General features: G+C 64.6%; 10 protein-coding genes and 2 pseudogenes. 3 read left to right on the forward strand and 9 right to left on the reverse strand.

What is annotated here, in order from left to right:
* Positions 1-253: 253 nt before the first annotated feature.
* The 3 genes and pseudogenes from AC0CH3_RS14085 to xth all read left to right on the forward strand — a co-directional run.
* Positions 254-407: pseudogene (locus tag AC0CH3_RS14085) on the forward strand (transposase); the annotation flags it as partial.
* A 564-nt stretch (positions 408-971) separates the two neighbouring features.
* Positions 972-1,625 (forward strand): annotated as a pseudogene (ligD, locus tag AC0CH3_RS14090) (non-homologous end-joining DNA ligase); the annotation flags it as partial.
* Positions 1,626-1,650: 25 nt separating this feature from the next.
* Positions 1,651-2,448 carry an exodeoxyribonuclease III gene (gene xth / locus AC0CH3_RS14095; RefSeq protein WP_056024545.1) on the forward strand — a complete coding sequence of 266 codons (798 nt, stop codon included), beginning with the start codon at positions 1,651-1,653 and terminating at the stop codon, positions 2,446-2,448.
* A 195-nt stretch (positions 2,449-2,643) separates the two neighbouring features.
* Here the strand turns inward: xth and AC0CH3_RS14100 are convergent, their stop codons facing one another.
* From AC0CH3_RS14100 to AC0CH3_RS14140, 9 genes are all read right to left on the reverse strand, one after another.
* Positions 2,644-2,916, reverse strand: a complete 273-nt coding sequence (locus tag AC0CH3_RS14100) for a DUF3606 domain-containing protein (RefSeq protein WP_327196496.1) — start codon at positions 2,914-2,916, stop codon at positions 2,644-2,646.
* A gap of 430 nt (positions 2,917-3,346) precedes the next feature.
* Complete coding sequence (locus tag AC0CH3_RS14105) at positions 3,347-4,042, reverse strand: FadR/GntR family transcriptional regulator (RefSeq protein ID WP_354304276.1); 696 nt, start codon at positions 4,040-4,042, stop codon at positions 3,347-3,349.
* Entirely contained in the window at positions 4,039-4,785 is a 747-nt protein-coding gene (locus AC0CH3_RS14110) for a helix-turn-helix domain-containing protein (RefSeq protein ID WP_354304274.1), read from the reverse strand. Before AC0CH3_RS14110 ends, AC0CH3_RS14105 begins: the two co-directional genes overlap by 4 nt.
* Positions 4,786-4,853: 68 nt before the next feature.
* Positions 4,854-6,158, reverse strand: a complete 1,305-nt coding sequence (locus AC0CH3_RS14115) for an MFS transporter (RefSeq protein ID WP_354304272.1) — start codon at positions 6,156-6,158, stop codon at positions 4,854-4,856.
* On the reverse strand, positions 6,155-7,555 hold the full coding sequence (locus AC0CH3_RS14120) for an FAD-binding oxidoreductase (RefSeq protein WP_354304270.1): 1,401 nt from the start codon (positions 7,553-7,555) through the stop codon (positions 6,155-6,157). The genes AC0CH3_RS14115 and AC0CH3_RS14120 overlap by 4 nt, the downstream gene beginning before the upstream one ends.
* 4 nt (positions 7,556-7,559) lie before the next feature.
* Positions 7,560-9,740 carry a TonB-dependent receptor gene (locus tag AC0CH3_RS14125; protein ID WP_354304268.1) on the reverse strand — a complete coding sequence of 727 codons (2,181 nt, stop codon included), beginning with the start codon at positions 9,738-9,740 and terminating at the stop codon, positions 7,560-7,562.
* 129 nt (positions 9,741-9,869) lie between these two features.
* A complete protein-coding gene (locus AC0CH3_RS14130; RefSeq protein ID WP_465238004.1) occupies positions 9,870-10,631 on the reverse strand; it encodes an SDR family NAD(P)-dependent oxidoreductase in 762 nt (253 codons plus the stop codon).
* A 14-nt stretch (positions 10,632-10,645) separates the two neighbouring features.
* Positions 10,646-12,139, reverse strand: coding sequence for a carboxylesterase/lipase family protein (locus tag AC0CH3_RS14135; RefSeq protein ID WP_354304264.1), 1,494 nt, complete (start codon positions 12,137-12,139; stop codon positions 10,646-10,648).
* Positions 12,140-12,286: 147 nt separating this feature from the next.
* On the reverse strand, positions 12,287-12,568 hold the full coding sequence (locus AC0CH3_RS14140; RefSeq protein WP_354304263.1) for a hypothetical protein: 282 nt from the start codon (positions 12,566-12,568) through the stop codon (positions 12,287-12,289).
* Between the last annotated feature and the right edge of the window lie 171 nt (positions 12,569-12,739).

Raw genomic sequence — 12,739 nt, forward strand, 5'->3', positions numbered from 1 at the left:
GGATGCTGTCGCCCGTCGAGTTCGAACGGCAGCAGGCTTTGATGGCTCAAGGCGTCTAGAAAACGAGGGGCTACTCAAACCATTCACCGTAAACAATCTTGGAATTGCGATTGAGAGCCTACTCGGCTTGAGGAACGCCGCATAGCCTAGGTTTTTTACTAAATGCCTAAAGGCTTCTTATATCGAAGCTATGGTCAGGACCCATTGATGTGAGAGGCGCGATCTGATTCAGGCTCCGTGAGAAGAGCGTGGGATCAGCGACCTGTACTGGCTGACGGACGAACAGATGCCGCGCCTGCGGCCATATTTCCCTCAAGAGCCATGGTAAGCCGCTAGTTAACGACCGGCGGGTGTTGAGCGGCATCGTTTTCGTGAACCGCAATGGACTGCGCTGGCGTGATGCGCCCAGCACCGCCGTAAACGGCTGCGCCGTAAAATGGCTTCGCTTTGGCTAAAATTCGGGCTCGGCCCTTACTTGTTGCCTGTGCTCAATGGTCAACATGCGGAACGCCTAGATCACCGCCCATGTCTTCCGCCCGAGCCGACAAATGGCCTGCCGCGCCGGGGCTAAGCAGTAGCGATTAAAAATCAGACAGATTATAATGGCATCACGGGAACATGCCTGTGGTATTAGAGATTAAGTTTTAGCCGGCAAGCTTAGCGTCTTCGCGCAAACTCAAGGACGCAGAGGCGGTAAGGGTCACAAAGGAACATTCCACCCCTGTCGCAAGCATGTTGTAGCTTTCCGCAGCCCGTTCGGTAATCATGGCAGCATGCAAGACGTGATCTTACCGTCAAAGGGCCAGTTCCTACGCGAAGACGCTATCCGCGGCGGGATGGATTTGCTCTTCTTCGCGCACACCCGCCACCTGAAGCACGCGGACGAGGCGTTAGCAGCGGCCGGGCTAGGGTCAGGACCCATTGATGTGAGAGGCGCGATCTGATTCAGGCTCCGTGAGGAGAGCGTGGATGTCCACCATGTCGGGATTGCCGAGAAGGACGGACATGACGAACCCTATCTGTTCGTTGACGATGCCGAGGGTCTCGTCACCTGCGTCCAGATGGGTACGATCGAGTTCCACGGCTGGGGTGCGCGGATCAAAGACGTCGAGAAGGCCGACCGGCTGGTGTTCGATCTTGATCCTGATGAAGGCCTCGATTTCAAGGACGTCATTTCCGCGGCCCTTCATGTTCGCGACGTGTTGGCCCAGATGGGTCTCAAGACCTTTCCGATGGTGACGGGCGGAAAGGGCATTCACGTCATCGCGCCGCTAACACCGCAAGCCGAGTGGCCGGCCGTGAAGGATTTCGCACACCGCTTGGCACTCGTCCTGGCCCAGTCCGAACCCGATCGATTTACCGCAGCCCTTGCAAAGGCCAAGCGAACCGGACGCATCTTCATCGACTATTTGCGCAATCAGCGCGGGGCGACGGCAGTTATGCCGTACAGCGCTCGTGCTCGCGAGGGCGCGCCCGTTGCCGTGCCTATCACGTGGAAAGAGCTCGCTAAACTCGATCGCGCATCGGGCTGGCATATCGGCGATGCAGGCGCGCTGCTGAAGCGCGCAGCGTCAAAGGATCTGGTCGGTTGGGGACGCGCTGACCAAATTTTGCCCGACCTATGATCGACTCTCTTCGCCCGGTGCGCCGATGAAGATCGCGACTTACAACGTGAATGGCATCAACGGTCGCCTGCCGGTGCTTCTGCGCTGCCTGGAGGAAGCACAGCCCGACGTCGTCTGCCTGCAGGAACTGAAGGCGCCGGACGAGAAGTTCCCATTGAGCGCGATCGAGGCGGCTGGTTATGGCGCGATCTGGCAGGGTCAAAAGAGCTGGAACGGCGTCGCCATCCTCGCCCGGGGCGCCGAACCCGTCGAGACCCGACGGGGGTTGCCGGGCGACCCGGACGACGTGCAGAGCCGCTATCTCGAAGCGGCCGTTGGCGGTATCCTGATAGCAGGCTTCTATCTACCCAATGGCAATCCGAGGCCGGGTCCGAAGTTCGACTACAAGCTCGCCTGGATGGAACGCTTGATCGCCCATGCGGCCACGCTGTTCGGCACCGATGCGCCGGTCGTGCTGGCCGGCGATTACAATGTGATGCCGACCGAGATGGACGTCTACAAGCCGGAACGATGGATCAAGGACGCGCTGTTTGCGCCAGAAGTCCGAGCCGCGTTCTTTCGTTTGATCGATCAGGGTTGGCTGGATGCGCTGCGGGCAAAGCATCCCGACGAAACGATCTACACGTTCTGGGACTACTTCAGGAACGCGTATGGTCGCAATGCCGGGCTAAGGCTCGATCATCTTCTCCTGAACGCCCCTGCGGCCGCGCGACTGGCGGACGCGCAGGTCGATCATCACGTCCGGGGCTGGGAGAAGTCCAGCGACCATGCCCCTGTCTGGATGAAACTGAAGGCCGCGAGACGGAAGCGTTCCGCAACCTGATTGTCGGGCCGGCGCAAGCGATCGTTACACTGTGCACTTGATAATGCGCCGGCTTGGGACGCCCGTCCAAAGCCGCTGAGGCCTGCAGGCGCAGGTCGCCATCCCGCGTAATTTCGGGCACTGCGCTCCGGCTGTCGCGGGGCGCCGGTGACATCTGCTCATTTCGACGGCGCTGAGACAGCACCTTGCCGGTGTTCAGGCGCTACCGCGTTGACCGGTTATCTTGCCTGCAGCAGCGTCGAGCTTTTCACGGTCGTTCCCGACCTCGGCAATTAGGTCACGCGCCTGCTGCGCACTCAATCCATGCTTCTGGGCGAAATACTCGACCTCGTAAGGTTCGCTACCCGAAACACGGCTGCGATCACGGCCGTCGGTCTTGCTTTTGTCGTCTGCTATTTTTACGTCCTTAAAACTCCGAGACTTTGAAACGCTTGGGCCACAAGACGTTCCCGAGGAATTTCGGGAAATAGCTACGTCAAGTCGTCCACTAAACCGCCGCGGTGGGTGACACGATGGCGCTGCTCGTCAGGCAGAATCGAGTTCTACAGCGGTCAAATCCTGTCCCCGCAACCAACTTGATTTGCAACGCCTCCTCGGTCACCGCCGCAGGGGCTTTTTGCGTTTCTGGACACACGCATAGAAGCAACATTTACGTCAGCGCGCCGAGCGACTGGACGGACAATGAGGCAATTTTCTCCGCTGGCGTTGCCGTAGCGATAGACGAATGGATCCGATCAACGGCAGCGCATCCAGGGTTTAACGTACTGCCGAGATGCGTGCCCCTCAGGGTTCCCGTCGAAGGGGCCAGCATTAAGCGCTGTTGCCCCACCTTGCGTGATTGCGTCCGCAGGACCGAAGCATTCGATGTGAGGCCGCTAAATCGGCTTGCGTGGCTCGCTTACGCCGAGTGCGCTTGGCCGCGGAAGACGTCGCTGATCGCATTGTCGAAGTGCGAATCCATGAGCGCGGCTGCCTCGGTCGGCGCCCGGTCCGCAATCGCCTGCGCGATGTCCTGATGTACGCGGAAGACCACGTCGCGTTGCGCTTCGGTTTCGCGCGTGTCCCAGGCGGTTGGCACCGCGACCCGCATCAATTGTTCGAACGAGCGGACGATCTGGTGGAACAGTGCATTGCCGCCGGCCCGTGCAATGGCCTGGTGGAAGGCGATGTCGTGGCCGATGAGCCGGTCGAGATCGTTCGCGTGCAGCGCCATCTGCCTGGCATGATCGGCGATCACCATCACGTCCTGATCGCTGCGGTGTTCGGCGGCTAGCGCGGCTGTGCGCAGCTCCAGCGTGCGCCGGACATCCCAGACTTCGGTGGTCGTGACCTGCGCCGTGGCGACCGCGTGGTCGATCGAGGCCGCCATCACCGAACCGTCGATCGCGCCGACCCGGGCCTTGCGGCCGTTGCCGACGTCGATGAGGCGCAGTGCTGCGAGTGCGCCAAAGGCTTCGCGCATGACCGCGCGGCTGACACTGAGTTCCGTCGCGAAATGACCTTCGCCGGGAAGCGTGTCGCCGACCTTCAGATCATGGTCGCGGATGTGCGCGCGGACGCGGCGGACGGCCTGGTCGACCAGCGAGTCGCTCATGCGGCGAGCCGGGCGTTGCGCAGCTGGGTCGGTGCCTGGCCGAAGCGGCGCGAGAAGGCGCGCGTGAAGCTCGCATTGTTGAGATAGCCGCATTTGTAGCCGATAGCCGACACGGGCAGGTCGGTCGCAAGCAGCAGCTGGCGCGCGCCGCCCAGTCGGCGGTCGGCGATCGCATCGGCGACGCTCATCGCGAACATCGACCGGAACCCGCGCGTCAGCTGCGCGCGGTTGATCCCGCATGCGCGCGAGATCGTCTCCAATGTCAGCTTTTCGTTCCAGCGCTTGTCGATCAGGTCGCGTGCCGCGGCGATGCGCCCCGCCTCTGAGGCGGTCAGTGCGCCGGTGCCGTCGGCCGGGATCAGGCTGCCATCGCCGAGCTGTTCGAAGGTCGCACACAGGAGTTCGATGCTCTTGGCGACGCGCAACGTCGTCGCGGCGAGGCCCGTGAGCCGACAGTCGCGGACCGCGAGCGCGATTCCGCGCATCTGACTCGGCATGTGCCAGGTCGCCGCAGCGGCGGGCACCATGCCGAAGATGCGGGTGCACGCGTCGCGCTGGACGATGAACACAATATCGGCTGCTGACAGATCGCCGGCCGTGTCTGCATCCAGGTGGAACGAGCAGGTGGCGGGGGAGAAGACGTAGCTGAAGCCGATCGCGGTGTCTGTCCAGTCATCGAGCGCGGCGGGGCCGTCACCGACAAGCGCGACCATCTCCGGCGATACCTCGATCTGTGCCTTCATCATGCCTCTCCTCCCGTTTTCCAGGTAGAAGGCCACCATAACCTATCGGATAGCTGACGCAACTGCTTTCAGATAGGTTCGCTCGTCGCGGACGAGGGCGCGCGACGCATCGCTAGATAGAAGGCGATCAGCGACAGGAGGCTGGTGAGCGTACCGATCGTCGCAAGGCCCTGATCGAGATGGCTTTCGCCGCCGTAGAGGCTGCTGGCGACGGCCACCAGGGTTGGTGCGACGCCGAAGCCGATCAGCCCGGCAATGGCGATGAACGCGCCGATGCAGAGCCCGCGAAGTTCGTTGGGAATGAGGACGGTCAGCGCGACCGACGTCACCACGCCAGTGACGGCGCCGCACAGCAGCAGCGTGCCGAGCGTCGCGGCGAGCACCGGCACCGACGGCGCGATCGGGAAGAGCGCTGCGGGGATGCCGATCGCGGCGGCGATCACGGCGCCGATAAGCAGCCCGCCACGTCGCCCGCTTTTCTGACCCCAGTCGGCAGAAAGCCCGCCCAGGATCGCGCCGAGCAAGCCTGCGAAGAAGATGAGCGGCCCCATCCAATATGCGACCTGATCGGGCTGCAGGCCGAAGCTGCGCGAGAGAACGGGCGCGGCCCAGATCGCTGCCGCGGCGTCGGCCATGACGACGCCGACCTGGCCGACGAACAGCGGCAGCAGGAAGTTGCGGCGTGCCCAGAGTTCGCCGGCAACGACGCGGAGTGGTGCATGCGTGCTGGCGGCAACCTCCCGACGGGTGGGTTCGCGCATAAGGAACAGCGGGACCATCAGGACGGCGCCGAGGATCCCGAGCATGAGATGCGCGCTGCGCCACGGTGCCGCTTGCCAGAACCACGCGGGCGCGCCGCCATGCGCGACCATGCCGAACAGGATCCCGGTCAGCCCGAACGCCATCGCCTGACCAAGCGACTTGCCGAGATTGATGATGAGCAGCGCGCGCCCTCGCTGAGTCGGCGCACAGAGGTCCGCACAGAGTGACAGCGCCGCGGTGAGCGCGCCGGTCGTGCCGATCCCGGTGAGCATCCGCGCGACGAACAGCAGCACGACGCTGTTCGCGAACGCGGTCAGTATCGTACCGAGGACGAACGTCGTGACCAGCACGAGCATGATACGCACGCGGTTGTGGCGATCGACGAGGATACCGATCGGGATCGAAAAGAGCGCGAGCGGCAGCGCGGCGCTCAACCCCTGGATCAGGCTGAGGCTATAGTCGCTGAGGTGCAGCTCGGCCTTCGCGCCCTCTTGGACGGTGCCGAACGAGCCCATCAGTGCGAAACCGAGCATCATCGCCAGCGCGAGCGCGAACAATGGCAGAAGCGAGCGGGCGAACGGAGGCGCCGGCGGCGGCGATGCGCCGGTCACAGGCTGAAGATCTTGCCGGGGTTGAACAGGTTCTTCGGATCGAGGGCGCGCTTGAGCACGCGCATCACGTCGACCGCGTCGCCGAGTTCCTTGACCAGCCAGTCCTGCTTGCCCAGACCGATGCCGTGTTCGCCGGTGCACGTGCCGTCCATGTTAAGCGCGCGGGCGACGAGGCGGTCGTTGATCGCCTTGACCTCGCGCAGTTCGTCGGACGAATTCGGGTCCATCGCGAAGATCACGTGAAAATTGCCGTCGCCGACATGGCCGAGAATGGTCGCGGGCATGCTCGCGCTGGCAAGGTCATGCTTGGTCGCGGTGATGCATTCGGGAAGCCGGCTGATCGGCACGCAGACATCGGTGGTCCAGCCGACCGCGCCGGGCCTGAGCGCGACCGCCGCATAATAGGCCTCGTGCCGCGCCTTCCAGAGCCTGGCGCGTTCCTCGGGCAGGTTGGACCAGGCGAAGTCGCCACCGCCATTGTCCGCGGCGAGCGCGCTGACCATTTCGACCTGCTCGGCGACGCCGTTCGGCGAGCCGTGGAATTCAAAGAACAACGTCGTCACCTCGGGCAGTCCGAGCTTCGACCAGGCGTTGACCGCCCGGATCTGCATGTCGTCGAGGATCTCGACCCGCGCGAGCGGTACGCCGACCTGGATCGCCTGGACGACGGTGGTGATCGCCCCTTCGAGGCTTTCGAAGCCGCACACCGCCGACGAGATCGTCTCGGGGATCGGATGCAGGCGCAGCGTGACCTCGGTGATGATGCCGAGCGTGCCCTCGCTGCCGACGTAGAGCCGTGTGAGGTCATAGCCGGCGGCGGATTTGCGCGCGCGGCGGGCGGTCGTGATGACCTTGCCATCGGGGGTGACGACCGTGAGGCTCAACACTGCCTCGCGCATCGTGCCGTAGCGAACCGCGTTCGTGCCGCTCGCGCGGGTCGACGCCATGCCGCCGATCGTCGCGTTGGCACCCGGGTCGATCGGAAAGAACAGCCCGGTATCGCGCAGATGTTCGTTGAGCTGTTCGCGGCGGCATCCGGCCTGCACGGTGCAATCGAAGTCGTCGGCGTTGACCGCGACGATCTGGTTCATTTCGCCGAGATTGACGCTGACGCCGCCGCGGACCGGGACGGCGTTGCCCTCGATCGAGGTCCCCGCGCCGAACGGCACGATCGGGACGTCGGCAGCGACGCACAGGGTGACCAGGTCGACCACGTCCTGCGTCGAGCGCGCGAAGACGACCGCGTCGGGAAGGACGACATCGAAATGCGCTTCGTTGGCACCGTGCTGGCGCAGCATCGCGTCGGTCAGGTGCAGGCTGGTTCCGAACCGGTCGCGCAGCCGGTCGAGGAATGCGGGGTCGAGCGCTGCCCGAACGAAGGACGTGTCGAGATGCATGGGATCAGAACCTGAAGCCGAGGCGGACGCCGATACGGCGGCGGTCGCCGATGATGCCGAGATCGGAGGCGGGAAGCCCCGCGAGTTGCAACGTGGTCTTTTCGATATAGGCGTCGAAATAGTCCTTCTGCAGCAGGTTGTTGGCGAACACCGCCAATTCAATCGGCCCCGTCCGATAGGTGATCGCCGTGTTCACCAGCGCATAGCCCTTGAGGAAGGTCGGCGTGGTCTGGTTGAGCGTCCCGGCAAGGCGGCGGCCCTTGGCGACGACGCCGCCCGTCAGGGTCAGCGTGTCGCTGCCGCCAAGCGGGATCGTGTAGTCGCTATAGATATTGCCCGTGAAATCGGGCTGGAAGGTCAGCCGGTCCGACGACAGCGTACGCCCGGTCACGCGCGTGTATGGCGTTGAATCGGTGAGCCGCGCATGGACGTAAGTCACGCTGCCGTTGATCGTCCAGTTCCTGACCGGGCGCAGCGTCGCTTCAAGCTCGGCGCCGTAGCTTTCGACGTCGCCGGAGTTGAGATCGACCGTGACCAGCCCGCCGCCGGTCGCCGGCGCGATCGAGTTGAGCCCGATATAATCGGAATAGTCATTGTAGAAGATGTCGCCCGAAAGGCTGAACACGCGGTCGGGAGAGACGTATTTGGAGCCAATTTCATAGGTCCAGGCCGAGTCACCCTTATAGGTGCGGATCGGCGCGGTCGGCGCGTTGAAGCCGCCACCACGATAGCCGCGCGCGACCGAGGCGTAGGTCATCAGCTGGGGGGTCCAGTGGCGCGTGATCGACAGCCGCGGCTCGACCTGGTCGGACTTCAACTGCGCGTTGGTGATGGTCGGGGGCAGGCTGACCGGACCGACCGAGATCGCGACGTCGCCGTTAGCGCTGCGCTTCTCATGGTCGTAGCGCAGGCCGAGGGCGATTTCCCAGGCCGTGGTCGGTTTCCAGAACAGCGTGCCGAACGCCGCATAGGTGTCCGCTTGGGTCGCGTTGTTGGTGAGGCGGATCAGATTGGCGGGGACGATCCGCGTCGTGTCGGTCGCGCCGGTCGTCTCGCGGCTGTAGAACAGGCCGAACAACGAGCTCAGTGTACTGCCGATCTCGGTATCGAGACGCGCCTCGACGGTCTTGGTGCGCAGCTTGTCGGTGCCGGCCGAGCGGGCGATGTCGAGCGGACCGAAATCGGCGTCGCTGTCGGGCGAAATGCCGTTGCGCGCGTCATAGGAGCCGACCAGCGTGAATTTCGAATTGATCGCGTCGATCGGCGTTTCGAGCCGGGCATTGACGCCGCGATAGCGATATTCGACGCGGGACAGTGCGTTGAACTGCACGTTGCGCGAATAGTCGGTCGGGCCAGTGACGCGCGCATAGGGCGTGTTCGCGCCCTTCACCCAGTCGTAATAGCCGTTGACGGTCAGCACGATGTCGTCGACCGGCGCGAAGCGGATCGTGCCGTTCAGCGAGTCCGTCTTGAACGGGCTGGCGTCGGTGCCGAGCAGCGGATTGCGCAGGAAGCCATCCTGCTGGCGGTGGCCGGCGGCGATCCGGACCTGCAGCTTGTCCCTGATGATCGGGCCGCTGACCGACGCGGACGCCAGGATGCTGTCATCGGGTCCGGCAAAGCTCAGATTGCCGCGTGCCTCGACCGCGTTGGAGGGCTGGCGGGTGATGACGTTGATCGCGCCGCCCAACGTGTTCTTGCCGTACAGCGTACCCTGCGGCCCGCGCAGCACCTCGATCCGGTCGATGTCGAGCAGCGGGTTGTTCAGGTACGACGTGTTGGGCTGGTAGATGCCGTTGATGAACAGGCCGACGCCGGGCTGCACCGACTGGACGAGCGTGACGCCGACGCCGCGGATCGAAACGAACGCGCGGCCCGCGCCGTCGCTCGCGATGTTCAGGCCCGGCGTCAGCGCCGCGGCCTCGCGCACCGAATTGATACCGCGTTCGGTCAGCGTGTTGCCGCTGATCGCGGTCGCGGCGATCGGCACGTCGAGCAGTGTCTCTGCCCGCTTGCGCGCGGTGACGACGATGTCCTGATCGCCGGTCTGCGGCGCGGCGGAGGCGGCCTGGCCGGGCGGGGTGGAGGCGGTCGCGTCGGGGGTGTCGGCGACTTGCGCCCAGCTCGGCACGGGCAGCGCGAGAACGACAGCGGTCGAGGCAGCAAGCAGGGTGCGAAGGCGCATCGGTAATCCTCTCTACGGCTGGCGAGTCTTTGCTCACCTGTCTGAAAGGTTGTGCGCCCGACCCGACCTATCGGAAAGGCTGACGACTATGCCGATCGGATTTTAGGCTTGGCCGGTATGCGGGATCGCTCACCAGCAGCTATACCCGCCATCGGCCAGCACGATGCTGCCAGTCATCAGGCTGGCCGCGTCGCTCGCGAGAAAATGGACGACCGAGGCCACCTCTTCCGGATCTCCGAGGCGGGCCTGTGGCGTGCCGTCGATCCAGCGCTTGTACATTGCGCCGTCCTTGTTGGCGAAGGCGTTGAGCGGCGTCGCGATATAGGTCGGGGCGACGGCGTTGACGCGTACCCCGCGCGGTGCCCATTCCGCGGCAAGGCTCCTCGTCAGGTGATGCACGGCGGCCTTCGACGCGTTGTAATAGCTCTGCGGCTGCGGACGATTGACGATGAACCCCGACATCGATCCGACGTTGACGATGCTGCCCTTTGCGGCCGCGAGCATGTGCCGGCCAAAGGCGCGCGCGCACCAGAAGGTGCCGTTGAGATTGACGTCGATGACGTTGCGCCAATGCTCATCGGTCACGTCTTCGGCGGCGGTCTCGCTGCGCGCGATGCCGGCATTGTTGACGAGGATGTCGATCGTGCCGAACTGATCGGCGACCTGCGTCACCCGGCCCGGGTCGGTGACGTCGAGGACAACGCCCCCGACGTCATGGCCTTTCGCGCGGAGCGACTCGATCGCCGCATCGATCGCGTCGGAATTGCGGTCGGCGATCGTGACGCGCGCGCCTGCCTCGGCCAGCGCATCGACGAAGCAATAGCCGATGCCCTGCGCGCCACCCGTGACCAGCGCGGTGCGGCCATCGAGACGCAGACGGTCGAGATACATGCGGGGCGCTCCGGTCAGGGAAGGAATGAAGCGGCGGGCATCGGCGGCTCGAACCGTGCTTCGCCGGCGGCAAGCCTGTAGACGATCCGCGTGTCGCGCTCGAACGGTGCCCAGGGGAGCGACCCGTCGCGCGCGAAATCGACCCAGAGCCTGTGGACACGATCCGCCAGATCCTGCGGCGGATTGGTGCCGCACAGGCCGTCCTCGCCGGTGCAGGTTGCAAGGCTGTCGAACACGAACGGCAGTTCCATGCCGTGCGACGCGCCGAGCTCACCATCGAAGCGCGGCGAGCGCCATTCGAATTCGTACAGATGCGTGCGTCCCTGATGCTCCTCGGCGAACCGCCGCGCGGGCCAGCGGAAGACGAGGTCGGTCATCGCATCGGTCAGCGCCTGTCCGGGCGCCTTTCCGCTGCCCATGCCATAGGCCTTGAGCACCGCCCATGCGCGCGGCTGCGATTTGCGGAGCACGAACCAGGCGAGCAGCGTGCCGAGCTTGTCGCGGACACCGCTGGGGATGAGATAGAGGTTCATCTCCTCGGCATTGCTGCCGATCAGCAGGTCGACCTCGGCGCCTGCACCTTGGCTGAGCGCGTCGAGCGGCGCGATCGGGAGCACGTCGTCGCCATGGACGGGTACGAAGCGGCTGATCCCGAACACCGGCTCGCGCCCGTCGGGACCGCGCAGGTCGAGCCGCGTCGTCGGGAGCGAGACCCTCTCGACAGCGTCGAGCATGGCCTCGCCGGGGGGTACGCTGGCAAAGCCCGCGCGATCGGGGGTGATGCGGAGGAGCTTCGCGAGCTTGCGCACCAGACGCTGCGCAACGCCGATATCGCGCGTCATGCCGCCATGTCCGCTCTGCACGATCGCGCGGCGGAACAGGCCCTTGGCGAGCGGCGAGGTGAGCAGGTCGGCGATCGCCATCGCGCCTGCGCTTTCGCCGAACACCGTGACGTTCGCGGGATCGCCCCCGAATGCCGCGATATTGTCCTGCACCCAGCCGAGCCCGGTGATCATGTCGCGCAGGCCGAGGTTGGTCGGCACGCCCGGTATCGGCAGGAACCCGTCGATCCCCATCCGGTAATTCAGCGCGACATAGACGATGCCGTCGCGTGCGAAGCTTCTGCCGTCCTGTACCGACGCATCCTTGCACCCGACGACGAACCCGCCGCCGTGGATGAAGACCATGACGGGGAGGGCGGTGCGTTGGTCATGGGGACGTAGGACGTCGAGCGTCAGATACGCGTCGCCTTTCGACCAGCCCGTACCGATCAGCGGCGCGGCATCCAGCCCCGGCACCTGTCGCGTCCGCTGCGGCGCGTTTGCCCCCGGCGCCGTCGCGTCGCGCGGCGTCTCCCACGGAAGAACGGGTTGGGGGACGAGGAACCGATACTCGCCCACCGGGGCTGCGGCGTACGGGATGGCGCGATAGAACGACACGCCGTCTTCCGAACAGCCCTGGACGTCGCCAGCGGCGAGCCTCACGATTTCATTGCGCGTCGTTACCATCGTCGGATCATGCCGCGGGAGGGGTGCGTCAGGGAAGCGCGGTGGCTATGCCTTGCGGTAGGAATACGATGCTCAGCGGCGGCAATGCGCGCGCCCGGCTCAAGACGCGTGGGGTTGGGCGCGCTACTGATTGAGCCGAACGACCGTTCAACCAGTCTCGACGATGCAATAGACAAGCACCGGAACGCCAACGAACAGGATGAGAAGGACGAGATTGAGGTCCATGAGCCGGCCGAGCCAGTTCTGAATGTCATCCCGGCTCTCGTATCGATCGGCTTGCAAATTCAACCGGTCGAGCCGCGCGCCACCCTGGCCCGGTGTTGCGGACTCGGGCGCGTTACTGGCCGGCATCGTCACGACATCGTTTTGCGTGCGCGATAGCGTACTGCCCCGGTAATACCCGTCGGTTTTTGAGTTATGGTCTGTCACTGTGCGGTTTCCGCTATTCGAGAACATGGGCGCGCCAAGCGCATCCCAAAGGTCAGATCGAATAAAGCCCGAACTCAAGCGACACGCAGTCGCGAGCTCGGGCTAATCGCGTGCGGCGAGTTGGCCGGCGTGGTCGCGAAAACGCTTATGGGTTGCAAAAGCATCCATCGA

The organism is Sphingomonas sp. AC449, assembly GCF_979253475.1.

Bases quoted from the DNA above. Each gene is read 5' to 3' on its own strand.
- xth (WP_056024545.1), top strand. From the start codon at position 1,651: ATGAAGATCGCGACTTACAACGTGAATGGCATCAACGGTCGCCTGCCG.
- AC0CH3_RS14105 (WP_354304276.1), bottom strand. From the start codon at position 4,042: ATGAGCGACTCGCTGGTCGACCAGGCCGTCCGCCGCGTCCGCGCGCAC.
- AC0CH3_RS14110 (WP_354304274.1), bottom strand. From the start codon at position 4,785: ATGAAGGCACAGATCGAGGTATCGCCGGAGATGGTCGCGCTTGTCGGT.
- AC0CH3_RS14120 (WP_354304270.1), bottom strand. From the start codon at position 7,555: ATGCATCTCGACACGTCCTTCGTTCGGGCAGCGCTCGACCCCGCATTC.
- AC0CH3_RS14125 (WP_354304268.1), bottom strand. From the start codon at position 9,740: ATGCGCCTTCGCACCCTGCTTGCTGCCTCGACCGCTGTCGTTCTCGCG.
- AC0CH3_RS14130 (WP_465238004.1), bottom strand. From the start codon at position 10,631: ATGTATCTCGACCGTCTGCGTCTCGATGGCCGCACCGCGCTGGTCACG.
- AC0CH3_RS14135 (WP_354304264.1), bottom strand. From the start codon at position 12,139: ATGGTAACGACGCGCAATGAAATCGTGAGGCTCGCCGCTGGCGACGTC.